This window comes from Enterococcus sp. S183_ASV_20, from assembly GCF_018919685.1.
GTDB classification, from domain to species: Bacteria; Bacillota; Bacilli; order Lactobacillales; family Enterococcaceae; genus Enterococcus; species Enterococcus faecalis.
Genome location: NZ_JAHLRI010000004.1, coordinates 25,200 through 51,526, shown reverse-complemented (window position 1 = coordinate 51,526; position 26,327 = coordinate 25,200). Strand labels below are relative to the sequence as shown.

The following is a 26,327-nucleotide window of genomic DNA, read 5'->3' as shown; positions in this document are numbered from 1 at the left end:
ACACACGAATATTTCGTGTGTTTTTTTTAGCTAAAAAATTGATTTTCTAAACTATATTGCTTCCCTGAAACAATGTCATATTGAATCAGTCGGTATTCCTCATATAGTTGTTCTTGCTTTTTATTCATTTCTACTGTTTTTTTCCATTCCCCACCGAGATAGTAATTCCCCTTTTCAAAAGCAGGCAATTGTTCTTGTACCTCATTTAGCATAGCGTAAAATCCCGATTGCGGTAAGCCACTTTGTTGGAAAAGTGAGGGAGCAAAATAAAATGGACTAATGGTTGCTTGATGCTGATTTTTTTCTGTTAACTGGTTCGCCGTATCATACATTAGAAATTCTGTCTGGTGAAGGGCTGCCCCTTCATTCAACGCTTGAATGTTTTCATCATAAATACTTGGTAAGTGATCTCCCCAAAAAACGACTAATGTGCGTTTGGGCATTTTTTCGATTTCTTGTAGGAAATTTTTCAAAGCTTCGCTACTGTAGGCAATATCTTGCAAGTAATTATTGAGCGCGACTTGATTGCCGTTTCCTTGAGAAAAATAATTGGACGTTGTGTATTTATTTTCATAAGGCATATGTGTTTGCATAGTAACTAAATGAATGAATTGCGGTTGCTCTTTTTCTTTAAGTAGTGTCGTCACTTCCTGATACGCTGCTTGATCTGAAATGTAAGGATTATTTTCTAGTTTATCCGTATAGTTCATTGTTTTTTCATTGATAAATTGATCAAAACCTAAAATTTTATACACATCTTTTCGTTTATACATAGATGTATTGTACGGATGAATAGCCGTTGTTTGGTACTTTTGTTCCTTAAGTAATGAAACAATGGAAGGCAATTCCGTCATCTTAGGAATCATCATCGTATAAGGTGTAGTCATTTGGGCATTCAATAATTCCATCGAAAAACTTGTTAGGGCTTCAAATTCAATATTCGCAGTTCCGCCCCCGTAGTTTTGTGAAAGCATCTGGCCACTGTAAGTTTTATCAGCGATTTGCTGATAATCAGCTAAAGGGTTACCAATAATGGACAAACCTTTCAGATGATCTGGATTTGAAAAACTTTCACTCATGACAAACACAATATTTGGTTGCTCATTGCTCGGCACTGTTTTCGCCTCGGCCAACTTTTGATATTTCTGAGTAATTTCTGAAATAGCTTCTTTTGAATAACCCTTTGGTTGGTCCATAGCCTCTACTTTTAAATTATATAGAAAACCACCAATAAATCCTGTATTGTAGTAATTCATTTTTTGGCTGTAAGGAATCCATAACGCGGTTTTATTATAGGCTTTACGTAACAAATTTTGCGGATTGTTAAAATCACCAATATATGAAAATAGACCAATCGAAAGAACAAGACTTAACACACGAATCGTTTGTTTTTTCTTCGATAAAAAGAAACTTTTATAAAAGGCTTTTCCTAAGAAAAAAAGTGCTACACAACCTAACGCTACCACAAAAATAAACGGCCATAAACCAACCATTTCTTTTAATAAACTAACTTCTGTGATCATTTTTAAGTCGTCTGGGTAAATAGGTTCGACACGATAAAACATCTTTTGATAGTCCGCAAATCCTAAAACACCTATTATGACACTATATAAAAGAGAGCCAACTCCTAATGAACCTGCCAAACTACATAAAAAAAGTAAAAAAACGCTTAGCACAAAACAACCTAAGAAAAACTTTTCCGTATGCCACGAAAAAGCAAACTTGAAGGCTAAATCAACAGACAAGTTATTCTGACACCATTGCAAATATAAATTACTAAAAATAATTAATAAGATGAACCCGATTCCATACAAAAGGTAGCGGTAGGGCCATCGTCTAAATTTCTCAACTCTCTTTTTCACATCGATCTCCTATTCAAAAACTAGTAATGTATTTATTTTATGCTTCTTGAAAAAGAATGTAAAGAAGTAGCTAGCAAAGAAGTCTAAGGAATGGTAAAGAAAAAATGTTATTTGTTGCAAAAATAATTTTCCAGTGGTATAGTAACAATGGAATTTCGTTATCAGTTATCGTCGCCTTTTTAGAGTACTTTATGAAAGGAGAATAACTATGACTTACAAAGTAAAAAACATTCAATATCGTATTCAATTAGACACAGACAAAAATATTTTCATTGTTTTTGATGCAAAAAATGAAAGTAAAACAGCAACTGGTCACACAATTGAAGAAGCAATTGCACACTTAAAACAATTAAACTAAGGAGTGACAAACATTTCCATGCAAGACCCTTTAGGTAGTTATTTAAGCTAAAAGCCGTTTAGTAAAGAAAAAATACTAGACGGTTTTTTTGTATCCTCTTCGCCTTTTATTTTTTACATAGTATACTGAAACAAACGGAGGTGTTTTTATATGACCATCATTGCAAACTATATTCGCCAGCAACCCCAACATCAAACACAGTTAACAGAAATCTACCAAGCAATTTTAGCGGTTGTTCCTCAGGAGACTACTGAAAAAATCGCTTATGGAATGCCGACCTTTTACTTAAATGGCAATTTAGTGCATTTTGCGGCGGCCAAGCAACATTTAGGTTTCTATCCTACGCCATCAGCCATCCAACGTTTCAGCAAAGAATTACGCCCTTTTAAAACCTCAAAAGGTGCCATTCAATTTCCCTACACGCAAGAGTTACCTCTTTCATTAATACAGGAAATAGTTAAATTCCGTGTACAAGAAAACATGAAGAGCGTGGGACAAAAATCACTTTGAATTTTTGTCCCACGCTCAAAAACTGATAAACGGCGGGAACAGAAGCAACTCCTTCGGAAATAAGCCGAAATTCTCCAAAAATTAAAGAACAATTTTCGGAAATTCCTTCTTATTTCTCGGAGTTAAACACTTCTGTCCCGACCTCTTCATGTTCTTAAAATTTTTTCCATCGCTTTTCCCTTGGCCAATTCGTCGATTAATTTATCTAGGTAACGGATTTTTTGCATTAAAGGATCTTCAATTTCTTCCACGCGATAGCCACAAATTACGCCTTTGATCAATTGGGCGTTTTCATTAAAATTGGGTGCTTCTTCAAAAAATGTTTCCATCGTTACTTTTTGAGCCAATTGTTGTTGCAAGCCTTTTTCATCATAACCAGTTAACCAGTAAATAATTTCGTCAACCTCCGCTTGCGTTTGATTTTTACGTTCTGCTTTTTGGATGTATAGCGGATAAACACTGGCAAAGGTCATTGTATAGATTTTCGGTTTTGTCATTGGTTTTCCTACTTTCTGAAGTATTCTCTCTTCAGTCTACCACAGGCTTACTGGAAAAAGAGGCTATTTTGTCTTAGTAATCAAATTGACGATAATAACGACGAATCTCTAATGGGTGACAATTTAATTTTTCTACATGCGCATCAATGCGTTGCGTTACCGCATGCATTAGGAGAAATGAAACAACTCGGCCACGATATTTTTCACTAATTCCTGGAAGTTCATACGCTTTCGAATCAATAATTGTATAATTGGCACAGATTTTCGGCAATAATTTTGCTACTCGTTCTGCCAATGGTCGTTGCTCGTCTTCTCCGATAAACAACGTTACTGGTGTAGTTTCATCTACAATTTCTAGCGTCCCATGTAAGAACTCTGCTGCATGAATTGATTTTGAGCGAAGCCAACTTTGCTCTTCCCAATAGCACATTGCATAAGAATAGACCGCTCCCCATTGGTTCCCTGCGCCAATAAAATAGTGAATGCTATCATGACGATGTTTTTCCGCAAAAGCTAAGCCAAACGCATCGGCACTTTTTTCAGCTTCAGCTAAACCTGTAGGCAAATATTCTTCCAATTCTTGGTAATAATTTTCGTAATCTGTAAATTCGTTGTTTTTTTGCATTAAACGATCAGCTACCATAAAGAACTTGATTTGCTCAGTTCCTGGGGCTGGATAAGTCACCACATAATCACATAAATCTGCTAAAAGACTATCTTTTGCATCAATAAAACCAAATAGCGTTGCGCCGACCTTTTTGATTTCTTGAACGGCTTGCACCACTTCTTGTGTTGTCCCAGTAACGGAAGACAAGATGACGAATGATTTTTCTGTTAAACGTTTATTGCCTGTTGTGTAATACTCAGCAGCATGTTGAACATAGATTGGTAAATTACTTTTTCCATTCGCATAAGTAACTGCTTGCATGGCTGAAGCATAAGTACCGCCGATTCCTAAATAATAAACCGCATCAAATCCTTTCGTCCAAACTTGATCAACAACTTTTTCAACATCTGAACGCAAGGCTAAGGCACCTCGTATGTCTTTGATTTGTTGTTCTTCATTAAATTTTAACATGACTGATTTCCCTCTTTCTTTGCTATTTTACTTTTTAGGACACAATCAAAATCATCAAAAATCCGTTGAGATAAATCAATTCCTTTACTTGTAGCTACTTGATACGCCAAATATTGAAATGGAATAACTAACAATAAAGGACTAATTTTTTCTTCGACATCACTTGCTAAATCTAACGTATTTGATGCTCTCGTTGAACGCGTTGTAATTGTGTAACATTGGCCAACATAACTGGCTAGATAATTTTTCAAGGCTTGGCTACGTGCTTGAATAGGACTTTGATTTTCAATAAAAAACAAAAGATGTGTAGTATCCGCTTCAAGATAAGGCCCATGCATATAGGCTTCGACTTCAAATCCTTGGGAAGGTAAGCGAACTGTTTCTGTAAACTTCGTCTCAAACTCTTTCGCCGTACCAATATTGGGCCCATAACCAATTGCGATAAATCGTGTCCCCTCTGTTAATTCTTTTTTCGTTTTTTGCCAAAATTGTTCGGTTTTATAAATCACCGAATCGATTTCCTGAATTGCTTTGGCAAGTTTTGCTAATTCTTCTTCAACCTCTGCTTTTGTTAATTGATGCTTTTGATAGCCCAGTTTCAATCCAAATAGAAATAAATTTAAAAGTGTTGCCGTATAGCCTTTTGTGACAAAACCAACTGTTTCAAGCCCCATTTTTAAATCCAGGACTTCATCCACAACCTCCGTAATCGGGCTGGTGACATCACTTGTCAAGGCCACTGTTTTTACAGACGTTTGGTTTTTAATTTTTGCAATGGCATCAATTGTTGAAGCACTTTTACCACTTTGCGAAACCGCTACGACCAGATCAAACCGATCATCCACTTTGCCATAATGAGCAAAATTGAACGGCTCTTGGATTTCCACATAAATAGGCGCCACTTCTTCAAGGTAAACTTTAGCCGCCTGACAAGCGTTATGTGACGAGCCAGTTGCTAAAATTAGACAGTGCGTGACCTTTGAAACGTCTGTATCAGTTAATTGAAATTGGTTAAGAATCTGAGTTAGAGCTGCTTGCTCCTCATTTATATAATCCAGCATCGTTTTCATATTTTGCCTCCTAAAATAGACCAATTAATGAGCCAAGAATTCCGACAATTGCCATGCCACCTAAAATCGCTAAAGGTTTTACTTCTTTTTTCAATAAATAAAAAACAAAACCAAAAGATGCAAGCGGTAATAATTTAGGCATGATATCGTCAAAGATACTTTGAACCGTGACTGCATTTTTCCCACTTCCGCTGATTGTAATCGGGATAGTTAAATCAATCATGGAGGCGGTCATAGCACCTACCACCATCAAGCCAATTATTGAAGCGCCTAATGTGAGACTTTCCATCATGCCATTTGCTTGAATTTTTTTGAGAAAACCAGTTCCTAATTTATAGCCCCAACGATTTAGTAAATAACGAACAATCACATGGGGGACGTTAAAAATGAGTAAAAATAGAATTGGCCCTAACAAATTCCCTTGTAAAGCTAACGAAGTTCCAACACCTGTTGCAATCAAGCGTAAGGTTCCCCAGAAAAAGGAATCACCTAAACCAGCTAAAGGTCCCATTAACGAGGTTTTAATACTATCGATTGTTCCAACTTCAAAATTTTCGTCCAGAACATTTTCTTCTTCCATTGCAGCATTAATTCCTAAAATAAACGTCACGATATGCGGCGTGGTATTAAAGAAAGCAAGATGCCGTTTTAAAGCTGCCGCCATCTCTTCTTTTTGAGGATATAATTTCTTTAAAATAGGGATCATGGCATAGACATAAGCCATATTCATCTGACGTTCATAATTCCATGAAAATTCCATTTGAAATGAACGCAAAAAGACTTGATTAAGTTCTTTTTTTGTAATTAAGTTTTCTGTCTTAGTTTTAGAAGTCTTCGTCATCATCAATTACCTCCCCACTTGTTGTTTGTATTGTTTCATTCTTTCCTTTGGCATAATTCATGATATTCACAACAATTACTGCTGTAATGGCACCCAAAATTGCTACTCCTGTTACAGGTAACTTAAAGTAGGCCATTAAGACGAAGCCTAAAAAGAAATATGGCGCCACTTGTTTGTTAATCAGTAAGCGTGCAAGCATCGCAAATCCTAGCGCTGGAATAATCCCCGTTGCAACAGACAACCCATGTTGAATAAATTCAGGGATCAGATCAAGTAAGCCTTTAATGGTGTTGCTGCCCACGGCAAATGAAATAGTTACAATGAGCGCTAGCATGAACGATAAGCCAAAGCCTGCAAGTAAATGCATGCGCTCCACCCCTTTATATGCTCCTTCTTCAGCATACTGATCAGCTTTTTGACTCATGATTGGGATGAGCAAACCCAAATAAATATTTTTAAGAATCAACGTTAACGTTGCGATTGGCAAGCCTAAGACTAAGGCTGTTTCTGTTCCTGCGCCAGCAGTAATAGCAAACGCTGTACCAAGAATCCCACCAGTCACTACATCAGGTGGGATTGATGCGCCCACTGAAAAAGAACCGATGAAAGCTAACTCTAAGGTCGCGCCCATGATTACGCCCGTTTTGACATCACCTAATACAATTCCGACAAATAAACCGGTTACAATTGGTCTTGAAAGCAACGAGGTTCCTAAAGCATATTCCGACTGCGCAATAAAAGCGATGCAACCTAAAAGAATCGCTTGTCCTATCATTTGTATTTCTCCTTTCTACAAGACATTTAATACTGCTACTTTTTTGTCATTTGGGACTTGTCGAATTTCAACTTCACAACCATTTGCGACCAATTCTTTAACCATTTTTTCTTCATCCGGTGTGATATTAATTGCTTTAGAAATGTTTCGAGTATTTTCCCTTACTTTCATCCCTCCTAAGTTAATTTCTTTTATTTCTGGATAAGCAGTAGCCAATCGATAAGCATCTTCCACACTTTCAACTACAATAAAAAGTTTGTATTTTTCTGTAACACCACTTTTTAGTGCGGCAATCGCATCTTCAATCGTTTTAATGACCAGTTTTACTCCTGCTGGTTTAGCTAGCTTAATAGTTGTTTTTCGAATATCATTTTTAGGTACGTCATCATTTGCGATTAAAATACAATCGGCGCCTAAGCCTTGGGTCCATGAAAAAGCCACTTGACCATGTAACAAGCGATGATCGACTCTTAACAATTTAATCATTTCATTTCCTCCTAAAATTCTTCTTCTAAAATTTCTTTACTAGATAACTCGTTACAATAACAAAGACTTTCTTGTCCGTTTTCAACGGCACGTTTTACTAAATCAACTAATGAATCAACAGTATTTATTTGGGTATATATTTCAATTAACGTTGCTAAATTTAATCCTGAAATTAAATGCATTGCTTGTTTCCCCACATAATTAAAGAATTCGTTATTCACGCTTCCGCCAAATAGGTCTGTAATCACAATTAATTCATTTTGTTGATTGTTCTTTAAAATGTCTTTGACCGTCTTGATTAAATCATAAGGTTGTTCCATATAAGCGCAAAGACATTCCACATTCTTTGTTTCACCACAAATTAAAGCTAATGATGTCTGAATCCCTGCAGCGAAATTACCATGTGTTGCCAGAATAATTTTACGTTCCATTTTCTTCACCTCACTTACTTCTTTATATAGCAAAAAGAGTGCCAAAAAAGTGGCACTCCCTCCTTTTTATTTTAAAAATCGCTTTCTGCGTTGTTAAACTCCGTTTTTCCAAACAACACATCATAGACATAAAAAAGCTCCGATTCAGGTATATTGACACTATAAACTTTTTCAATGACACTAAACGCCTCTTTTAACTCTTGCAAGACCGTTCTTTGACACTGCTTTAGTTGTTCGGCGCCATTATAATTTTCAATAGGTTCATTCCGGATTAATCGTTCAATTAAACAACTGACATGGACATATACCGCTAATTTACGATCATTTTGAATTGTTTGTTGCCACCGCTCTTCTAATTGAATTAAAAAGACTTCTACTTGTCGAATAATTTTTTCTGTATCTAAAATCGTCACTGATTGAATGACCCGATCTAATGAAAAGTTCCGAATCAACTCATGATTTACATAGGACAGCATATCTTTAGTTAATTCTCTCTTTGTCCATTCTAAAAGGGTCGTAATTCCTTTTCCTGCAATCAACTCTTCTAAAGAGATGTACGGGAGGTCATTTGAAGACGGGTTGTTTGTACCGATGATGCCGACAATCTCATATTCTGTAAAACTTTCTTTGATCGACTCTGCATTACGTAATTGATTATACTCACAAGGAATAATCTTTAATTGTGCTTCCGCAGGTAAACTTTTTTCAAGTAAATCTCTAATTTTAACGGCTGTGCCAATTCCGGTACTACACGTTGTTAAAATGACACGTTCCGTTTTATTTTCAGGTAATATGATTTCCCATTCATTTGGATGAACTGTTAACGCTTTTTGGGGCAATTCTTCAAAAGAAACTTCGTCTTTAATGGCTTCTCCTATAGACAGAGCTAAGCTTGTTGTTACATTATTCATTAATAAAAAAGGACCTTCTTCTTCTGCCGGAAAATACTGATAAATTTCTTTCAATGAACCCATATCAAAAAGAATTACTAAACCATTCCTCGTTTCTTGACGTTCCATATAGTGAATTAAGTGTTCGGAAATTTTTTTGGGAGTAACATTTAACGGCATGTCAAACGATTGAAAAATTGGCACATTTAACAGCCGATTTGCAACATTCGCAATACTACTTGCTGTGGCATATCCGTGGGCAACAATCACCGCTTTCGGATAGTGACTTTCCTTTACTGAACCCGAATAGTGAAGATAAATGGTGACAATAATTCGATCCATCTGGGATAGTTCAATATCTAATGAACGTTTCACTAAAGTTAACAGTTGTTCAGCGTAGCCATAACTAGTTGCTAATTTGGTTTGAACTTCTGTTAAAAGTTCGTCAATGACTGTTGTAGGTTCTTTTTCTGGAAACCAATCAATACATCTTCGTTGAAACAGATAGGTGCTTAATGCATAGACTAAACTGCCATTAAACCGAATTTGATAAGACGATTCAATCGTTTCCAATAATTGACGGATATTTTGCGTAATAAACAATAGCATTTCGTGATTTTTCTCTCGCTTCTTTTCAAATAATAAATCATCGAATAAGCGTTCAATTTCTTTCGAGATGTCGTTATTGGCAGTGGAAAGATGATGATGGTGAGAGACATAAAGACGAAGGATTCGTTCATAACTCTGGATAATTTTTCTTTGCGCAAGCTCTGTTTCCTCTAACAAACTAACCAGATTTGTTTGCTCATCTAAACGAATAGGCAATTCATTTTCATCAGGAGTTAGTTTGATTGATTGATCCAAAAATTCTTTCGGTAGATCGTGTAAAGTGATTGGAATAACATGTTTGTCAAGATTGACGGCAAAGCTGCGTGCAGTAATAATTTTTATATTATTTCTTAATTCACCTACATTGCCTACATAATGGTGATTTTCTAAAAGTTGGATAACTTGTGGCGTGATAGTAACTACTTTTTGAATAGCTTGCTGTTCCTCATAAAATGCTCGCATAATTAATTGTTTTCTTTCCGCTTGAGTGCGTTCAGCAAGACTTGGGATTTTAATTTGAATAGGAATTCGTCTTAAAAATGTCGTTAAAAAGGTGCTAGAAATTTCTTCAGTTGTGGCAAAGCACAACCGACACGTAACAGGAATGGGCCGATTGGTTTCACCCATCCGATAAATGATACCCTGATCTAAAAATGTAAACAATTTTTCCTGCCCTTCAGGACTCAAACGATGAACTTCATCTAAAAATAAAACGCCCCCTTCTGCACTTTGAAAGGCTCCAATTTTATCGGAATCTGCTCCCGTAAAAGCGCCTTTAAGATGCCCAAATAATTGACTAGTTAAAAGCTCTGGATTGTTGGCATATTGCGCACAATTAACTGTCACAAAAGGTGCTGAATCGTCAAGTAGTTCTTTTGAAAGACAAAACTGATAATATAAGGATGCTAAAAAACTTTTACCCGTACCACTTTCACCTGTAATTAAGACAGGCAATCCACCACCAGGATAAAGCGCTGCCATTTTTAATTGTTCGATGGTCTGGGCTAAACTACCGCGATAACCAATGACCGACTGAAAAAAATCACTTTTGCGATCAAAAACAGGCTGTTCATCGATCATTTCTTGGAAACTTTGATAAACAGTTCTTTTTAAAAGATAGTTTTGTTGTTGAAACGCTTCTTTATGAAAAAAGTAAACTGGCCGTGTATTGATCTTAACTAGAATCCCTTCTTCGTTTAACTGATTTAAATAGTGACTAGCTGTATTTCGTTTGATAGAAAATGTCGTTGCAATATTGCTTGCTGTGAAAATTTCACTGACTAAAGATGGTTCAAAAAAAGCTGTTTGATTGCGTAAATAATCAACAATTTGCATTTTTAACATAAAATCACCTCTCATTTATCATAACGTACCTAAAAAAAACGTCAATATTCAAAATTTTTTTTGTTATTTTTCTTTATATAAGGAGCCCATTTTTTATGTTATTTAATCACAGGAACCTGATTCTATCATTGCAGAATAGGTTTTCATTCAGTATACTGTAAATAGAGGAACAAGAAACGAATTGGATAATTAGGCACTGAAAGAACGCACCACCGTTCTGAATGTTTCGAAACACACAACAGGTTATCGAAATGGCCATTGGAGAAAAATTCCTTTTTCTCCGAGGTTAGCGATTGTGACATGTTGCAATCGTTTTTTGTCCTTAAAATGTTGAGAAAAAGAAAAAAGGCACTTTGCATGTCAGCACCACCTGACAAACAAAGCCCTTCATAGACAGCACAACCTATCTATTCCAGTTGCCTTTTTTGCTAGTTACACTAGCTAATTTTAGTGTACCCGATTTTCAGTGAAATTACTAGCATCTTTAAAATTTTTACTGAAACGATCAGCCTGTGCAATGAACTAGTTTTCTTCAGCGGCGGCAACCGCTGAGAAGCTTTTTCTCAAATTTTAAGTGAATAATGTATCATAAACTTTTTTGGCATATCCATCCGTCATATTACATACAAAGTCCACCGCCATTTTCAAACGATAATAGTCTTTTTCTGCTTCTGTAGCGTTCTTTGCTTCTCTTCTATACAACGCTTTCGCGCTTTCCGAAATATTATTAAAGATTCGCTCCTCATACTTATTCATGGAAACTTTTTCGTATTTTAGTACGACTGGAACAAATTCATCTAGTAAACGATTGATGATATTGAAGCCCAATACCTCTTGATCCAAAATTGTTTTTGTTTGAAAAACATAGGCTCTAGAAAAGTTTTTTAATGCCTGAAAGCATTTCACTTCATCACAATCTTCAATGATAATTTCATTATGATAGATACCTCTCATAATTAAGTCATAATGATTAGCAAAATTTTTCGCTACGCTTTGACAAACAGCTCTTTGTGTCTTTCTCAAAAATTCTTGTAAGGTAGCTTCTTCTGTTTTATCTTTTTCTAACATTAAAAATTTTTTTGTTCCTGTTTGCCCATCAACAAACTGCTTTAAATCTTGATAGCTGTATAAACCATAATTATAGGCATCTTCGATATCTGAAAAAGTATAGGCGATATCATCTGAAGCTTCTAACAAAAAGACTAATGGGTGTCGCTTATTTTGTGTTCCTGTCGCAAATTTAATGGCGTTAAACACTTGTTTTTCCGAGTAAAAATAGCCAACTTTTTTAGACAAAAGCTGTTGCTTATTTAATTGATCTGAAGATGCCGTATATTTGATAACTGTATCTAATGTCGTGGCGGTTAGTTTCATTCCTGCTTTAGAAGTCCCATTATCATGATGCAGTTTTGTTAAAAGTCGGATGGTTTGAGCGTTTCCTTCAAAGTTAAGAAAATCATTTTGTTGTTGCTCCGAAAAATCAGACCAACAAGCATACAAAGGACCATTTTTTTCAAACCAAATACGAATGGCTTCTTCCCCAAAATGTCCAAAAGGGGGATTGCCGATATCATGGATTAATGCAGCTGTTTCTAACAACCGATAGCATTCTGATAATTCCATAACCTCAATGTTTCGTTCGTTCAACTGTGAAATAACTAATCTAAGTATATCCCTGCTATGCATTGCTACTTCTAAGCTATGTGTTAAACGCGTTCTTACAAAATCATTACGTTCTAAAGGAAAGACTTGTGTTTTGTCTTGTAAACGTCTAAATGCATCACTTTTAATTACTCTTACTCTACGATAGTCACTATCAAAAGATTTACGAAGTTCTGTGGCTAAATCAACTTGCTTATTTAACCAGTCATTTTGATATTGTTTACCATTATCAGAAATACGATATGTACCAACCAACTGACGCCAATTCATTTTCATTTATTACCTCCTCCAATTACTCTACCTTCTCTAAATAAGAGACGTAAATATTTTTACATTTACCAATATCACTAAATTCCCGATTGTTATACGCCTTATCCTTTTTCAATTTAAACCGCACTTTTTCGCCTTCTTGAAAAGTTCCCCACGTAAGAAAAAAGAATAGCCAATGGCTTTCATCCTCTGATAGCGTGTCTAAACCTAAACTTTTAGGCTCAATTAAGCTAGGTAATTTAAAACAGTCATACACCCCTTTTGCTGTGCCATACACAGGACGATGAGTGCTAAGAGTCGTTTCAAAATATCCCTTTTCATCAGGTTTTAAATAACTTGCTTGCCGAATCAGTTGTGTCAGTTTATTTTGGAATGGCTGAATATTTTTTTCAACGTTTAGTTCAAAATCTGGCTCAGCTTGTACATCTGTGTCATGAGATAACTTTTTTAATAAGCAGTTTATTTCATTAGTACTTGTCTTATCATTAAACGCAATCGCCAAACGCTCACTACTAATAACACCTTTCATATCTTTCATAGAAAAATTATTTAACGCAATTGGATAGTGTTTATCTGATAGCATCCAAGAAGCACCCATTTCGTTTAAACATGGAATACTCTGATAATAATGATCAGATAAAAAATACAGCATGACAGGTTGATTAGTTAGCTCCCTTTTAATCGTGTCAAAAATTAATTCTCCTGGCTGTACACCTGTTTCAATAGTGGAACTATAAAAAATATCCTGTGTTCGAAACCCAAACTTTTTCAATAATTGGATAAACGCATCCACATATTCTTGATCCTTTGAACTATGACTAATAAAAATCTTTTTCCCATTGCTCACTACTCAACATCCTCCAAGTTAAATTTGTGTTTTCATTTTTTTGTGAAATTCTATACTATTTCTTTAAGCGTACAGCGTTATCTGAAACCAGTCAATACTAAAATTATAAAATAACAATTATTTTGTTTTATTAAATTTTTATATAATGTTGTTTTTTTAATGTTTTGTTATTTTTAAACAAGTGATTATAGAGCGATGTACGGTTGAAGTTATTTCTAATCTATTTTTTTCAATATTTTTATAAATATAAAAAAACACGCCTTTCTTTGCAGAAAGGCGTGTTTTTACGTCCGAGTATAAGGAGAATTGGTTCATTAACCAATTGTCCCTTTAAGCGTTATTCATTAAATGAATTATTTGTTTTTTAAGTTGTAGAAAGATTTTAAGCCTTTGTATTCAGCTACATCGCCTAATTGATCTTCAATACGTAATAATTGGTTGTATTTAGCAATACGGTCAGTACGGCTTAATGAACCAGTTTTGATTTGGCCAGCGTTTGTTGCAACAGCGATATCAGAGATTGTTGAATCTTCTGTTTCACCAGAACGGTGAGATACAACTGCAGTGTAGCCAGCTTCTTTAGCCATTTCGATTGCTTCAAATGTTTCAGTTAAAGTACCGATTTGGTTAACTTTGATTAGGATTGAGTTAGCGATACCTTTTTCGATACCTTCAGCTAATTTAGTTGTGTTTGTTACGAATAAATCGTCACCAACTAATTGAACTTTGTCGCCTAATACTTCAGTTAATTTTTTGAATCCGTCCCAGTCGTTTTCGTCTAAGCCGTCTTCGATTGAAATGATTGGGTATTTAGAAACTAATTCTTCGTAGAATGCGATCATTTCTTCAGTTGTTTTTTCGCCTTCGCCTGAGTCAGCTAAAACGTAAACACCTTTTTCTTTGTCGTAGAATTCTGAAGAAGCAGCATCCATAGCAAGAACAACGTCTTTACCAGGAACATAGCCAGCTTTTTCGATAGCTTCGATGATTACTTCGAAACCTTCTTCGTTTGAACCTAAGTTAGGAGCGAAACCACCTTCGTCACCTACTGAAGTAGCTAAGCCGCGACCTTTTAAGATTGAAGCTAATGCGTGGAATACTTCTGCACCCATACGTAAAGCTTCTTTGAATGTAGGCGCACCTACAGGCATGATCATGAATTCTTGGAAGTCAATACTGTTGTCAGCATGTGATCCACCATTGATGATGTTCATCATTGGAGTTGGTAATACTTTTGTATTGAATCCGCCTAAGTAATGATATAAAGGCACTTCTAGGTAATCAGCAGCAGCACGAGCTACGGCGATAGACACACCAAGAATAGCGTTAGCACCTAATTTACCTTTGTTAGGAGTTCCATCTAAATCGATCATTGCTTTATCGATAGCCATTTGATCGCGTACATCGTAACCGATGATTGCTTCAGCAATGATGTTGTTTACGTTATCTACAGCTTTAGTAACACCTTTACCTAAGTAACGAGCTTTGTCGCCATCACGTAATTCAACTGCTTCGTATTCACCAGTTGAAGCTCCTGAAGGAACCATTCCACGGCCGAAAGCTCCGCTTTCAGTGTAAACTTCTACTTCGATTGTTGGGTTACCGCGTGAGTCTAAGACTTCGCGTGCGTAAATATCAGTAATAATTGACATGTTTTGTCTCTCCTTTGAGTTTGTATTTATACTAAGGGGATTCCCTCATGTATGATTGTAGTTAATTCTCGCAAACTATGCAAACATTTTTTTGCAAAAGTCATTGAGAAAACGTTACCGTTAGTGATTTCTTATTTTACAGCATCTAATAAAGCTAGGAATGAGTCTGCTTCTAAGCTTGCGCCGCCGACTAAAGCACCGTCAACGTTTTCTTTTGCCATATATTCAGCGATGTTTTCTGGTTTAACAGAACCACCGTATTGAATACGAACAGCTTCAGAAACTTCTTTGCCGTATAATTTTTCAACTGTTGAACGAACAACACCACAGATTTCATCTGCAATATTAGCATCTGCAGATTTACCAGTTCCGATTGCCCAGATTGGTTCGTAAGCGATAACCATTGAAGCAACTTGTTCGTTTGATAAACCAACTAAGCCGTTAGTGATTTGACCTTCGATCCATTCCGCTGTTTTACCAGCTTCATACGTTTCTAAAGTTTCACCACAACAGAAGATTGGTGTCATACCATTTGCAAAGATTGCTTTGGCTTTTTTATTGATATCTTCATCTGTTTCGTGGAAATATTCGCGACGTTCAGAGTGTCCGATAATCACATAGTCTACACCTAAATCTGCAATTGCAGCTGGTGAGTTTTCACCAGTGAAGGCACCAGCGTTTTCCCAGTAGCAGTTTTGTGCAGCTAATTTCACTTCAGAATCTTTTAGGTTCCAAGCTAAAGGAGCTAAGAATAATGCTGGAGATCCAATCACAGCGTCAACAACGTCGTTTGATGGAACAGCATTTTTTACTGCTTCTGCAAAGCTTTGTGCTTCGCTTAAAGTTTTGTTCATTTTCCAGTTACCAGCGATAATTGGTTTGCGCATGAAAAGCACATCCTTTTCTTTTTTTAAAAATATTGTCTTTTAAACTGATTATTTATCGTTAATAGAAGCTAAACCTGGTAAAGTTTTGCCTTCTAATAATTCTAAACTTGCTCCGCCACCTGTTGAGATGTGAGAGAATTTGTTTTCGTAGCCTAATTGAATTGCTGCAGCAGCAGAGTCCCCGCCACCGATGATTGTTGTTGCGTCTTCTAAATTAGCAATCGCTTCACAAACACCAATTGTTCCTTTGGCAAAGTTACTCATTTCAAATACGCCCATTGGTCCATTCCAAACAACTGTTTTCGCACCTTGTAATTCGTTAGCAAATAATTCAATTGTTTTTTCACCAATATCCAAGCCTTCTTCATCATCTGGGATTTCAGTTGAAGGAACCGTGTGGAAAGGAGCGTCATTGCTGAACTCTTTAGAGACAACTGTATCAACCGGTAAAACTAATTTGTCGCCAGCTTTTTCCATTAAGCTTTTCGCTAAGTCCACTTTATCTTCTTCAAGTAAAGATAAACCAACACTATAGCCTTGTGCTTTCATGAATGTGTAAGCCATACCGCCACCGATTAAAATTTTATCGGCTTTTTCAATTAGGTTTTCAATGACAGCGATTTTGTCAGAAACTTTAGCGCCACCCAAGATTGCTACGAATGGACGTTTTGGATTTTCAACAGCTTCGCCGATGAATTTAATTTCTTTTTCCATTAAGAAACCAGCAACTGTTGGGATACCAGTTGAAGCAATTCCAACGTTTGAGGCATGTGCACGGTGTGCAGTACCAAAAGCATCATTGACAAATACATCGCCTAAAGAAGCCCAGTATTTACCCAATTCAGCGTCATTGCCGCTTTCTTTTTTGCCGTCAACATCTTCAAAACGAGTGTTTTCAAATACTAAAACGTCGCCATCTTTCATATTGTTAACAGCGTCTTCTAATTCTTTACCACGTGTTTCTGGAACAAAAGTAACTGGTTGACCTAGTAATTCGCTTAAACGTTCAGCCACTGGTTTTAATGATTTGCCAGCTTTGTCTTCTTCTGTTTTTACACGACCTAAATGAGAGAAAAGAATTGCTTTTCCGCCATTTTCAATCACGTATTTGATTGTTGGTAAAGCCGCTACGATACGATTATCGTTTGTGATCACGCCATCTTTTAACGGAACGTTAAAGTCAACACGGACAAGGACTTTTTTGTCTTTTAAATCTACATCTTTAATTGTCTTTTTAGCCATGAGTAGACCTCCTGTATTGTCAATTTTAGGATTTTTCTTTTTTAAAAAAAGAAAGCGGAGAAGCGCGTTGCTTCCCCGCTTATTATTTCACAATTGTTCAAATTTCACTAATGATAAGAATGAATCTTATAAGTTAGCGAAGTATTCTAAAGTACGAACTAATTGAGCAGTGTATGACATTTCGTTGTCATACCAAGCAACAGTTTTAACTAATTGTTTGTCGCCAACTGTCATCACTTTTGTTTGAGTTGCATCGAATAATGAACCGTAAGTCATACCTACGATATCAGAAGAAACGATTTCGTCTGTGTTATAACCATAAGATTCGTTAGCAGCTTTTTCCATTACTGCATTTACTTCATCAACAGTAACTTCTTTGTCTAATACAGTAACTAATTCAGTTAATGAACCAGTTGCTACAGGAACACGTTGAGCAGCGCCATCTAATTTACCGTTCAATTCTGGGATTACTAAGCCGATTGCTTTAGCAGCACCAGTTGAGTTAGGTACGATGTTTGCAGCAGCAGCGCGCGCACGACGGAAGTCGCCTTTAGGATGTGGTCCGTCTAATGTCATTTGGTCACCTGTGTAAGCGTGGATAGTTGTCATTAAACCTTCAACAACACCAAAGTTGTCATGTAAAGCTTTAGCCATTGGAGCTAAGCAGTTTGTAGTACAAGAAGCGCCTGAAATTACAGTTTCTTCTCCAGTTAATGTTTCATGGTTTGTGTTGTAAACGATTGTTGGTACATCGTTACCACCAGGAGCTGAAATAACTACACGTTTTGCACCAGCAGTTAAATGTTTTTCAGCAGCTTCTTTAGAAGTAAAGAAACCAGTACATTCTAAAACGATGTCTACGCCTAATTCGCCCCATGGTAATTCTTCAGGGTTACGGTTAGCTAAAACTTTGATTTCTTTGCCATTAACGTTGAATGAACCTTCGTGAACTTCAACTGTACCGTTGAAACGGCCTTGAGTTGTGTCATATTTTAACAAGTGTGCTAACATTTTAGCATCTGTTAAGTCGTTGATTGCAACTACTTCGATTCCTTCTACATCTTGGATACGACGGAAAGCTAAGCGTCCGATACGTCCAAATCCATTAATACCTACTTTAACTGTCATTAAAGATTTCCTCCTTATGAAAATCAAAAATTTTTTATTTTAAAGGGTTACCCCTTTTAAAATCTCGTTTGCAGCAGCTTCATCTGTGATGAGCCACGTTTGTTTTGGTGCATTTTTCATATATGCGCGAATGGCTTTGGCTTTCGTTTTGCCGCCCGCAATTGCGACGACATAGGGAATTTCTTGTAAGTTTTTTAATTGAAGGCCAATTCGTGGAATTTTATAGACCACTTTTCCTTCTTCATCAAAGAAATAACCAAACGATTCTGCCACGGCATTTTTTTGTTTGAGCATAACCATTTCGTCATCAGACATTTTTCGGCGTGCCGCCATGTGCAACGCTCGACCAATACTGTGCACCACACAGTTGGCATGACTAATTAACGTAAGAACTTCTTGAATCGAGGGTTCTTGTAATAAACTATTATACGTTTCACGACTCAATTGCTCTGGGACATATAACGCCCGGTAGTTACCACCCGTTTTGTTGGCCATTACAGCACTAATTGAATTGGCTTGGACAGAAACTGCTTCACCAATCCCTCCTCTGGCTGGAACAAACAAATTATGACGTTTTTCAGTTTCTAGTGATCCCATATTTTCGGCCACCATGGCCATTGTTGTCCCACCCATAACCGCAATTGTATTCTCACCATTTGGTAAGAGTAAATTCAGCGTATTGGTTAAGACATCTCCAAAGTCCGAAAGAACTTTCTTTTGGATATCACTATCTCCTGCAACAACGATACAACGTTGAATGCCAAAGTACTGTGTCATTTCTTTTTCGATTTGGTGCATGCCAAGCAATTGATTCATGACTAATTCTAAGCCTTGGTAGACTTCCAAACCGCGTTCTGTTAATGTCATTCCGCTTTTTGAAGGTTCAATCAGGTTGAGCTGCTTCAAAACATCTGTTTCTGTACGCAAGACTCGCTCTGTAATTCCCATCGTTTCTGATAAACTTCTACGTCCAATAGGTTGCATCCAATAAATATTGCGAAGAATTTGGAATCTTTCTTGTAATACATCGAGCATATCTGGAGCAACTGCTTCAATCATTTTAAATTCTTTTAACATGATGCGCTCCTTTTGTGGGTCGAAATATGTCCAAGTAAGACTGAAAACGACCTATGAACTTTAAAAAAATAGAATTGATGTTCGTTTTTCCTACTATTTATTCATAACAGTATTAAAAGTACTTATCAATTACACACTTAGTGTACCAGTTTTTTTAGGTCTTTTCAATAAAAATGATTCTTTTTTCATCGTTTTCTTTCAAATCCAAACAAAGCATTCGTTTGCGAGAAACAATAGCGACTTATTCCCGAATAATTAGATTTAATTAAACCAAAAGCAAAGGAATTCACGAACGTCTTTCAATTAACTTCTTGTTTAAATGGGAATTTCAGGTCCTCACACAAAGCATTTTTTACTTATTTTTCAAAAAAAGCAACGAAAGAATAGACACAGCCATTCTCTCGTTGCTTCATACCCTTTTATTTGTAATCTTCTTCGTAAAAACGTCCTAAAATTTTGACATTATCTGAGATGCTGACAAAGGCATTCGGATCACTTTCTTTCATGGCTGCTTCTAAACTTGGCAACTCAAAGCGTGTCACAATAGTGAGCAAAACAGTTTGGCGGTCGTGGCGATATGCCCCTTCCGCTTCATGAATAATTGTAATACCGCGGCGCATTTTCTTTTGAATCTCATCCACGACTCGATCTGGGTTCTTGGTGACAATCATAACTTGCATTTTCTTTTGCTTAGTATAAACAGCATCTGTGACCTTCCCACTTACAAAAATTGATAACGCACTGTAGAACATGTACTGCCAGCCAAATAAATAACCTGCAACGAAGACAATTAGTGCGTTAAAATAAATTGAAATCGAGCCAACAGAACGCCCCGTTTTTTTCCGAATGGTAATGCTTAGAATATCTAATCCCCCAGAAGAAACCCCGTTTTTTAAGACAAAACCAATTCCTGATCCAGAAATCGCCCCACCAAAAATAGCACAGATAATTGGATCTTGGGTCATCACCGTTTGCGGAACAATATGCATAAATAATGAAGTTAAAGTCACTGTAATGAAAGTAAAAATTGTAAACTTCTTACCTATTTTTTTCCACGCAATAAAGAATAACGGTACATTTAAAAGATACAATGTAATGGAGACAGGCACATTAAAACCCACAATTTTTGTTGAGAGGGTTGTTAAAATTTGTGCCAAGCCTGTTAAGCCACTGGAATAAATATTTCCTGGTTGATAGAAAAAGTTCATGGCAATTGATGCAAGAATAGCATAGACAATCGACACAGAAAATTTTGTTGTATAGTCATGAACTGGCAGTCCGTCATAAATTTTTTTCATAAATAATAGCCTCGTTTCAGGTTTTCAATAAATTACATTTCTTTTCATATTATACGTGGTTTACCGAGAGAAAAAAAGAGATTCCTATAATAATTACGGAAGATTCATCAAATGTTTATAGAAATGAAAAAAGAACGAAATCTTAACGATTTCGTTCTTGGGTTGTTTCATAATGGGCTCTTGGTCCACCAATATATTTAGGACGAGAATATAATGCTGTAACATGAGCCGCACCTAACGTTCGAATGCTCAAGCGAAGAGGAACTTGCACATGTTTTACATGCATACCGATAGATGTATCGCCAATGTCAATCCCTGCTTGAGCAACAATATGCTCCACTTCCACAGGTTCATCAAATTTTTCAAAGGCAGCCACTGAACAAGAACCGCCAGCATGTAATTGTGGTACTACCGAGACAATTTCAAAGCCTTTTTCTTCAGCCACACGACGTTCCATCGCTAAAGCACGATTAATATGTTCGCATCCTTGGACAGCCAAAGAGATGCCTTTTTTATCTAATTGTTCAATTAAGGTTGAGACAATCCATTGTCCTACTTCGGCACTGGAATTTTTACCAATGACGCCACCTACTACCTCGCTGGTGGTACAACCTAAAACAAATAGGTCCCCTTTTTGTAAATTTCCTGCTGTAATGACTTCTTCTGTAATTGTCACTAACTGTTCTTTTAACATTTTTTCATCGATAGTCATTTGTTCATCCTTCTTTCTTCTAAACGACCATTTTTTGGTAACACACGTTTTAATGTTTGACTAAGAGGCAATGCTACAATCACCCCAAATAAGGATTGAATGATATTCCCTGGTAATGAGGCAATCCCCGCACCCACGCCGTAAAGCCAGCTAGTCGCTAAAGCATACCCGCTAATCATGAGGAGACTGGCTAAAAGTAATCCTAGCGTTTGCATCTTTTTATTTTTATTAAAGAAGTGCCCTGCTAACCAACCTTGTCCGCCATGAATCAATAACGAAAAAACGAACCATTGTGGATAGCCTGACAATAAATCAATTAAACCACCGCTTAAAGCTCCGACTGTCAAGCCACCAATCGGACCAAAAAGTAAACTAGCAATGTAAATCCCTGCATCCGCCAATGTAACAAAGCCATTTGTTGCTGGGACGGGGATAATAAAGACCATTGACACAGCCACTGTTAAAGCGGTAATTACTGCATATAGACTAATTTTTCTTGTCATTATCCGCCACACCTCCTGCTAGTAATCCTTCATGCCACACACTTCCAAAAGCTGCATTTAGCTGGACCCCAGAAACAATGGCTTCATGAACGTATGTTTTTGCTAAATCAACTGCTTCAATTAACGGATATCCTTTAACTAAATTCGCACCAATTGCAGAAGCAAAGGAACAACCAGCGCCATCAATGGTGTGGGCCATTACTTTTTCTTTGACCAATTGAATATGTTGTTGTCCATCATAAAAAAAGTCACGTGCTTCTTGGCCAAGCCAACGATTACCACCTTTAATCACCACCGTTGCCGCTCCTAAAGAGTTTAACTCTTCCGCCGCTTGTTGGACTTCTTCGACGGTTGTTAATTTTCTGCCAATGAGTAATTCTGCTTCTTTTAAATTAGGCGTTATAATCGTTGCGAATGGAAAAAGTTTTTCAATCAATAACTGCATGTATCTTTTTTCATAAACTGAAGTCGTTTCTTTAAAAGCCAAGACAGGATCCAACACCACCGGCAGACCTGCGTGCTTTTTCAAAAAGGTTGCAATTTGTAGCATACTTTCTTCACTGTGAATCAAGCCAATCTTGATGCCGTCTAAACTCCCGGCAGGTATGGAAGCGAGTTGCTCTTTCACCAAAGAAGTCTCAAGGTCATGAATCTGAAAATGATTCTTGGGGGCTGTAGCAAGGCAAGTTAAAGTTGATAAGCCAAAGACTTGATGATTTTCAAACGTTTTTAAATCTGTTTGAATCCCGCCACCTGAAAAAGGATCGGAACCGCCAATTGTTAAAATTATTTTTGTCATTTGTTTCGCTCCTTTATACACTCAGTTATCATACAAAGTTTTCTAAAAAGAAAAAACAGCCAATTGGCAGATTTTTAGCTCAGCCACTTTTTAAGTCTTTCGTTATCTTTTTCCTTCCCAAAGAAAGAGTGACCTCATCCGTCAATGAAGTCACTCTTTCTTTGGATTTAACACTTATTCGTCAATGGCTGTTACATCAATGTTTAATTCAAACAATTGTAATGGAGAAACTAAACTTGGTGCGTTGTTCATTGGGTCAATTGCTTTCCCGTTTTTAGGGAAGGCAATCACTTCACGAATATTTTCTTCCCCAGCCAATAGCATTGCTAAGCGGTCTAGCCCTAAAGCAATCCCTCCATGTGGCGGGAAGCCGTAATCTAATGCGTCTAGCAAGAAACCAAATTGGTCTTGTGCTTCTTCTTTTGTAAAACCTAACGTTTCAAACATTTTTTCTTGTAATTCTCGTGTATGGATCCGTAATGAGCCGCCACCTAATTCGTAGCCGTTTAAGACAACATCGTAAGCTTCCGCATACACAGAGGCTGGGTCTGTTGCTAAGCGGGCCACATCCTCTGCTTTTGGTTGTGTAAATGGATGATGAGCAGAAACATAGCGGCCAGCTTCTTCATCATATTCAAACAACGGCCAATCCACAATCCATAAGAAATTGAATTTCGATTCATCAATTAAACCTAATTCTTTACCTAAACGTGTACGTACCGCACCTAAAGCAGCGGCTACGATTTCAGGTTTATCGGCACCAAACATTAAAATATCACCGACTTCTGCATTGGTAGCAGCAATTAATTCATCACTAACTTCTGTTAAGAATTTAGCAATTGGTCCTTTTAAGCCATCTTCTTCAACTTTTAACCAAGCTAAGCCTTTTGCGCCAAATTGACTCACATACTTACCTAAGTTATCCATATCTTTACGAGAATACTTATCTGCGGCGCCTTTTGCATTTAAAGCCTTCACATGTCCGCCATTTTCCAACGCTGCTTGGAAAACTTTGAAGTCTACGTCTTTCACTACATCTGCAACATCAATTAATTCCATAGCAAAACGAGTGTCGGGTTTATCGCTACCATAGCGTGCCATCGCTTCGTCATATCTCATTCGTGGAAACGGAACAGAAATCTCAATTCCTTTTGTCTCTTTCATCACTTCAGCCAACATATTTTCTGTATATGTTTGAATTTCTTCTGGTGTTAAAAAGGTCGTTTCAATATCGATTTGTGTAAATTCTGGCTGACGGTCGCCTCGTAAATCTTCATCACGGAAACAACGAACGATTTGGTAATAGCGATCGAAGCCTGCCCCCATTAATAATTGTTTAAAGAGTTGTGGTGATTGTGGTAAAGCATAAAAATGACCGGCATGGACACGAGAAGGAACCAAATAATCGCGAGCGCCTTCTGGTGTTGATTTGCCTAAATAAGGAGTTTCAATGTCTAAAAAGTCATGATTATCTAAATAGTGACGGATTGTTTTCGTTACTTGGTGACGTAATTTAATGTTGTTTGTCATTGATGGACGACGCAAATCTAAATAACGATATTTCATGCGCAATTCGTCATTAACGTTATTGTCATCTTCAATGGTAAATGGCGTTGTTTTCGCAGTATTTAAAATCGTAATGTCAGTCGCCATCACTTCAAACTCGCCAGTTTTCATTTTGGGATTAATCGCTTCTTTATCACGATAAACGACTTGACCTTTAACTTCGATGACGTATTCACTACGACATTTATCAGCAATTTCCCATGCTTCTTTTGACTTTTCTGGGTTAAAGACCACTTGGACGATTCCTTCACGGTCACGTAAATCAATAAAGATAACCCCTCCTAAGTCACGACGTTTTTGAACCCATCCTTTTAATACAACTTCTTTTTCAATAAATTCGGCAGATACATTGCCGCAATAGGTTGTGCGTTTTGCCATTTCTCAATCTCTCCTTTTTATTCTTCAATCATTTTTGTCATCATTTCGTCATACACTTCATCAAATGAATCATGGATAGCACTTAACGGGAAGGCTTTTTCTTCGCGTGTTGCCATTGATTTTACGTTGACAATGCCTTCATTCAATTCATTTTCACCGATTGTTAAAACTAATTTTGCTTGTAATTTATCGGCCGTTTTAAATTGCGCTTTTGGTTTGCGATTCATGTAATCACGATCAGCTGAGAAACCAAAGTTACGAATGCTTTGAACAAGTTGCAAAGCTGCGATGTTGGTTTCTGAACCAATCCCAACCACATATGCGTCTAATTCAGATAACGCTGGAATCACAACTTCTTCAGCTTCCATTGTTAACAACACTCGCTCAATGCCCATACCAAAACCAAAACCTGGTGTGTCTGGGCCGCCTAATTCTTCAACTAAACCATTGTATCGGCCCCCTGCACAAATAGTTGATTGCGCCCCCATTTTAGGCGCTTCACTCATAATTTCAAAAATTGTGTGTGTGTAATAATCCAGACCGCGAACCATATTACTATCAATTTCATAAGGAATTTCTAGTAAATCTAACATATCAGTTACTGCTTCAAAATGTGCTTTAGATGGTTCATTTAAATAATCTAAAATGGAGGGCGCTTCCGCGACAATCACCTTGTCTTTTTTATCTTTGCTGTCTAACACCCGCAATGGATTTTCGTGTAAGCGACGTTGTGAATCCTCACTTAATTCTGCCATATGGGGCTCTAAATAATCGATTAATGCTTGACGGTACGTAGCACGTGTTTCTTTATCCCCCAAGGAATTAATAACTAATTTGATTTGTTGGATGCCTAATTGTTTGAAGAAGTCCAAAGCCATAGCCATGATTTCAACATCCAATGCTGGGTTTTCACTACCAAATGCTTCCACACCAATTTGATGGAATTGACGCAAACGACCAGCTTGTGGGCGTTCATAGCGGAACATCGGCCCCATGTAATAGGTTTTATATGGTTTCGTATATTCCGGACCATATAATTTATTTTCAACGAAGGCCCGAACAATTGGCGCTGTCCCCTCAGGACGGAGCGTCACGTGACGGTCTCCTTTATCATAAAAATCATACATTTCTTTTGAAACAATATCTGTAGTATCGCCAACACTGCGAGATATTACTTCATAATGTTCAAAAATCGGGGTTCTGATTTCTTGGTATTGATAATCTTTAAAAATCAAACGAGCTGTTTCTTCCACAAATTGCCATTTTTCAGAAGTTCCTGGCAAAATATCGTTTGTTCCTTTTGGTTTTTGATAACTCATTGTCTTTCTCTCCTTCTATCATTCCACAAAAATGTGTGCGCCATTTTCTTTTTTCTAAAAATGAAAAAAGCCCTTGTATGTTGAACATACAAGGGCGTAAAAGTCTCTTTTACACGGTACCACCTAGTTTTGAAAGATTTTACTCTTTCCTCAACGATTAACGCTCGTAACGGGACGGCTTTTCTTCCGTCCATCTCCAGAATGTCTTTCACTTTCACTGTTGAAGTTGCTCTCAG

At 37.0% G+C, this 26,327-nt stretch carries 26 protein-coding genes; 2 read left to right on the top strand and 24 right to left on the bottom strand.

Annotated elements, in window-relative coordinates:
• Positions 1–26 precede the first annotated feature (26 nt).
• Complete coding sequence (locus KQI94_RS02845; protein ID WP_024041452.1) at positions 27–1,862, bottom strand: alkaline phosphatase family protein; 1,836 nt, start codon at positions 1,860–1,862, stop codon at positions 27–29.
• 208 nt (positions 1,863–2,070) lie between these two features.
• Between KQI94_RS02845 and KQI94_RS02840 the strand changes: the two genes are divergently transcribed.
• On the top strand, positions 2,071–2,220 hold the full coding sequence (locus tag KQI94_RS02840; RefSeq protein WP_002357118.1) for a hypothetical protein: 150 nt from the start codon (positions 2,071–2,073) through the stop codon (positions 2,218–2,220).
• A 150-nt stretch (positions 2,221–2,370) separates the two neighbouring features.
• The gene (locus KQI94_RS02835; protein WP_002364154.1) at positions 2,371–2,730 is read left to right on the top strand and encodes a DUF1801 domain-containing protein; all 360 of its coding nucleotides are present in this window, start codon (positions 2,371–2,373) and stop codon (positions 2,728–2,730) included.
• 146 nt (positions 2,731–2,876) lie between these two features.
• Here the strand turns inward: KQI94_RS02835 and KQI94_RS02830 are convergent, their stop codons facing one another.
• The 23 genes from KQI94_RS02830 to KQI94_RS16465 all read right to left on the bottom strand — a co-directional run bounded on the left by KQI94_RS02830 (position 2,877) and on the right by KQI94_RS16465 (position 26,309).
• Positions 2,877–3,227 carry a DUF2200 domain-containing protein gene (locus tag KQI94_RS02830; protein WP_002369189.1) on the bottom strand — a complete coding sequence of 117 codons (351 nt, stop codon included), beginning with the start codon at positions 3,225–3,227 and terminating at the stop codon, positions 2,877–2,879.
• Between the two features lie 73 nt (positions 3,228–3,300).
• A complete protein-coding gene (locus KQI94_RS02825; protein ID WP_002369188.1) occupies positions 3,301–4,305 on the bottom strand; it encodes an SIS domain-containing protein in 1,005 nt (334 codons plus the stop codon).
• Positions 4,299–5,375 carry an SIS domain-containing protein gene (locus KQI94_RS02820; protein WP_002369187.1) on the bottom strand — a complete coding sequence of 359 codons (1,077 nt, stop codon included), beginning with the start codon at positions 5,373–5,375 and terminating at the stop codon, positions 4,299–4,301. The genes KQI94_RS02825 and KQI94_RS02820 overlap by 7 nt, the downstream gene beginning before the upstream one ends.
• A gap of 10 nt (positions 5,376–5,385) precedes the next feature.
• Complete coding sequence (locus KQI94_RS02815) at positions 5,386–6,219, bottom strand: PTS system mannose/fructose/sorbose family transporter subunit IID (RefSeq protein WP_002390010.1); 834 nt, start codon at positions 6,217–6,219, stop codon at positions 5,386–5,388.
• Positions 6,200–6,991, bottom strand: coding sequence for a PTS mannose/fructose/sorbose/N-acetylgalactosamine transporter subunit IIC (locus tag KQI94_RS02810; protein ID WP_002357107.1), 792 nt, complete (start codon positions 6,989–6,991; stop codon positions 6,200–6,202). Before KQI94_RS02810 ends, KQI94_RS02815 begins: the two co-directional genes overlap by 20 nt.
• Before the next feature lie 15 nt (positions 6,992–7,006).
• Complete coding sequence (locus tag KQI94_RS02805; RefSeq protein ID WP_002369184.1) at positions 7,007–7,477, bottom strand: PTS sugar transporter subunit IIB; 471 nt, start codon at positions 7,475–7,477, stop codon at positions 7,007–7,009.
• A gap of 11 nt (positions 7,478–7,488) precedes the next feature.
• Positions 7,489–7,908 carry a PTS mannose transporter subunit IIA gene (locus tag KQI94_RS02800; RefSeq protein WP_346011720.1) on the bottom strand — a complete coding sequence of 140 codons (420 nt, stop codon included), beginning with the start codon at positions 7,906–7,908 and terminating at the stop codon, positions 7,489–7,491.
• A 71-nt stretch (positions 7,909–7,979) separates the two neighbouring features.
• Positions 7,980–10,751, bottom strand: a complete 2,772-nt coding sequence (locus KQI94_RS02795) for a sigma-54-dependent transcriptional regulator (RefSeq protein ID WP_063855894.1) — start codon at positions 10,749–10,751, stop codon at positions 7,980–7,982.
• 143 nt (positions 10,752–10,894) lie between these two features.
• A complete protein-coding gene (locus KQI94_RS16470) occupies positions 10,895–11,110 on the bottom strand; it encodes a hypothetical protein (protein ID WP_002357102.1) in 216 nt (71 codons plus the stop codon).
• A gap of 211 nt (positions 11,111–11,321) precedes the next feature.
• Positions 11,322–12,689 carry a deoxyguanosinetriphosphate triphosphohydrolase gene (locus tag KQI94_RS02790; RefSeq protein WP_002369181.1) on the bottom strand — a complete coding sequence of 456 codons (1,368 nt, stop codon included), beginning with the start codon at positions 12,687–12,689 and terminating at the stop codon, positions 11,322–11,324.
• A 16-nt stretch (positions 12,690–12,705) separates the two neighbouring features.
• Entirely contained in the window at positions 12,706–13,530 is an 825-nt protein-coding gene (locus KQI94_RS02785) for a toll/interleukin-1 receptor domain-containing protein (protein WP_002360036.1), read from the bottom strand.
• 353 nt (positions 13,531–13,883) lie between these two features.
• A complete protein-coding gene (gene eno / locus KQI94_RS02780; protein WP_002357098.1) occupies positions 13,884–15,182 on the bottom strand; it encodes a phosphopyruvate hydratase in 1,299 nt (432 codons plus the stop codon).
• Between the two features lie 131 nt (positions 15,183–15,313).
• Positions 15,314–16,069 carry a triose-phosphate isomerase gene (gene tpiA / locus KQI94_RS02775; RefSeq protein ID WP_002360035.1) on the bottom strand — a complete coding sequence of 252 codons (756 nt, stop codon included), beginning with the start codon at positions 16,067–16,069 and terminating at the stop codon, positions 15,314–15,316.
• Positions 16,070–16,117: 48 nt separating this feature from the next.
• The gene (locus tag KQI94_RS02770; protein ID WP_002357094.1) at positions 16,118–17,311 is read right to left on the bottom strand and encodes a phosphoglycerate kinase; all 1,194 of its coding nucleotides are present in this window, start codon (positions 17,309–17,311) and stop codon (positions 16,118–16,120) included.
• A gap of 126 nt (positions 17,312–17,437) precedes the next feature.
• Positions 17,438–18,439, bottom strand: a complete 1,002-nt coding sequence (gene gap / locus KQI94_RS02765; RefSeq protein ID WP_002357093.1) for a type I glyceraldehyde-3-phosphate dehydrogenase — start codon at positions 18,437–18,439, stop codon at positions 17,438–17,440.
• Positions 18,440–18,478: 39 nt separating this feature from the next.
• Positions 18,479–19,516 carry a sugar-binding domain-containing protein gene (locus tag KQI94_RS02760; RefSeq protein ID WP_002357092.1) on the bottom strand — a complete coding sequence of 346 codons (1,038 nt, stop codon included), beginning with the start codon at positions 19,514–19,516 and terminating at the stop codon, positions 18,479–18,481.
• 419 nt (positions 19,517–19,935) lie between these two features.
• Entirely contained in the window at positions 19,936–20,814 is an 879-nt protein-coding gene (locus KQI94_RS02755) for a YitT family protein (protein ID WP_002357090.1), read from the bottom strand.
• A gap of 142 nt (positions 20,815–20,956) precedes the next feature.
• Entirely contained in the window at positions 20,957–21,526 is a 570-nt protein-coding gene (locus tag KQI94_RS02750) for a TIGR01440 family protein (protein WP_002365825.1), read from the bottom strand.
• Positions 21,523–22,029: an ECF transporter S component gene (locus KQI94_RS02745; RefSeq protein ID WP_002357086.1), complete on the bottom strand. Its 507-nt coding sequence runs from the start codon at positions 22,027–22,029 to the stop codon at positions 21,523–21,525. Before KQI94_RS02745 ends, KQI94_RS02750 begins: the two co-directional genes overlap by 4 nt.
• Positions 22,013–22,849, bottom strand: a complete 837-nt coding sequence (locus KQI94_RS02740) for a bifunctional hydroxymethylpyrimidine kinase/phosphomethylpyrimidine kinase (protein WP_002385835.1) — start codon at positions 22,847–22,849, stop codon at positions 22,013–22,015. Before KQI94_RS02740 ends, KQI94_RS02745 begins: the two co-directional genes overlap by 17 nt.
• A gap of 153 nt (positions 22,850–23,002) precedes the next feature.
• Positions 23,003–24,772 (bottom strand): aspartate--tRNA ligase, encoded by a 1,770-nt coding sequence (gene aspS / locus KQI94_RS02735; protein WP_002369179.1) that lies wholly within the window; start codon positions 24,770–24,772, stop codon positions 23,003–23,005.
• A 17-nt stretch (positions 24,773–24,789) separates the two neighbouring features.
• Positions 24,790–26,091, bottom strand: a complete 1,302-nt coding sequence (hisS, locus tag KQI94_RS02730) for a histidine--tRNA ligase (RefSeq protein ID WP_002360033.1) — start codon at positions 26,089–26,091, stop codon at positions 24,790–24,792.
• Complete coding sequence (locus KQI94_RS16465; RefSeq protein WP_002383130.1) at positions 26,088–26,309, bottom strand: hypothetical protein; 222 nt, start codon at positions 26,307–26,309, stop codon at positions 26,088–26,090. Before KQI94_RS16465 ends, hisS begins: the two co-directional genes overlap by 4 nt.
• Positions 26,310–26,327 lie beyond the last annotated feature (18 nt).

Coding starts and splice junctions, on each gene's coding strand:
- KQI94_RS02795 (WP_063855894.1), bottom strand. CDS start 10,751: ATGTTAAAAATGCAAATTGTTGATTATTTACGCAATCAAACAGCTTTT.
- KQI94_RS02820 (WP_002369187.1), bottom strand. CDS start 5,375: ATGAAAACGATGCTGGATTATATAAATGAGGAGCAAGCAGCTCTAACT.
- KQI94_RS02790 (WP_002369181.1), bottom strand. CDS start 12,689: ATGAAAATGAATTGGCGTCAGTTGGTTGGTACATATCGTATTTCTGAT.
- KQI94_RS02825 (WP_002369188.1), bottom strand. CDS start 4,305: ATGTTAAAATTTAATGAAGAACAACAAATCAAAGACATACGAGGTGCC.
- KQI94_RS02760 (WP_002357092.1), bottom strand. CDS start 19,516: ATGTTAAAAGAATTTAAAATGATTGAAGCAGTTGCTCCAGATATGCTC.
- gap (WP_002357093.1), bottom strand. CDS start 18,439: ATGACAGTTAAAGTAGGTATTAATGGATTTGGACGTATCGGACGCTTA.
- KQI94_RS02750 (WP_002365825.1), bottom strand. CDS start 21,526: ATGACTATCGATGAAAAAATGTTAAAAGAACAGTTAGTGACAATTACA.
- KQI94_RS02835 (WP_002364154.1), top strand. CDS start 2,371: ATGACCATCATTGCAAACTATATTCGCCAGCAACCCCAACATCAAACA.
- KQI94_RS02830 (WP_002369189.1), bottom strand. CDS start 3,227: ATGACAAAACCGAAAATCTATACAATGACCTTTGCCAGTGTTTATCCG.
- KQI94_RS02800 (WP_346011720.1), bottom strand. CDS start 7,908: ATGGAACGTAAAATTATTCTGGCAACACATGGTAATTTCGCTGCAGGG.
- aspS (WP_002369179.1), bottom strand. CDS start 24,772: ATGGCAAAACGCACAACCTATTGCGGCAATGTATCTGCCGAATTTATT.
- KQI94_RS16470 (WP_002357102.1), bottom strand. CDS start 11,110: ATGCAAAGTGCCTTTTTTCTTTTTCTCAACATTTTAAGGACAAAAAAC.
- KQI94_RS02805 (WP_002369184.1), bottom strand. CDS start 7,477: ATGATTAAATTGTTAAGAGTCGATCATCGCTTGTTACATGGTCAAGTG.
- KQI94_RS02745 (WP_002357086.1), bottom strand. CDS start 22,029: ATGACAAGAAAAATTAGTCTATATGCAGTAATTACCGCTTTAACAGTG.
- tpiA (WP_002360035.1), bottom strand. CDS start 16,069: ATGCGCAAACCAATTATCGCTGGTAACTGGAAAATGAACAAAACTTTA.
- KQI94_RS02755 (WP_002357090.1), bottom strand. CDS start 20,814: ATGAAAAAAATTTATGACGGACTGCCAGTTCATGACTATACAACAAAA.
- KQI94_RS02840 (WP_002357118.1), top strand. CDS start 2,071: ATGACTTACAAAGTAAAAAACATTCAATATCGTATTCAATTAGACACA.
- hisS (WP_002360033.1), bottom strand. CDS start 26,091: ATGAGTTATCAAAAACCAAAAGGAACAAACGATATTTTGCCAGGAACT.
- KQI94_RS02770 (WP_002357094.1), bottom strand. CDS start 17,311: ATGGCTAAAAAGACAATTAAAGATGTAGATTTAAAAGACAAAAAAGTC.
- KQI94_RS02815 (WP_002390010.1), bottom strand. CDS start 6,219: ATGATGACGAAGACTTCTAAAACTAAGACAGAAAACTTAATTACAAAA.
- KQI94_RS02810 (WP_002357107.1), bottom strand. CDS start 6,991: ATGATAGGACAAGCGATTCTTTTAGGTTGCATCGCTTTTATTGCGCAG.
- eno (WP_002357098.1), bottom strand. CDS start 15,182: ATGTCAATTATTACTGATATTTACGCACGCGAAGTCTTAGACTCACGC.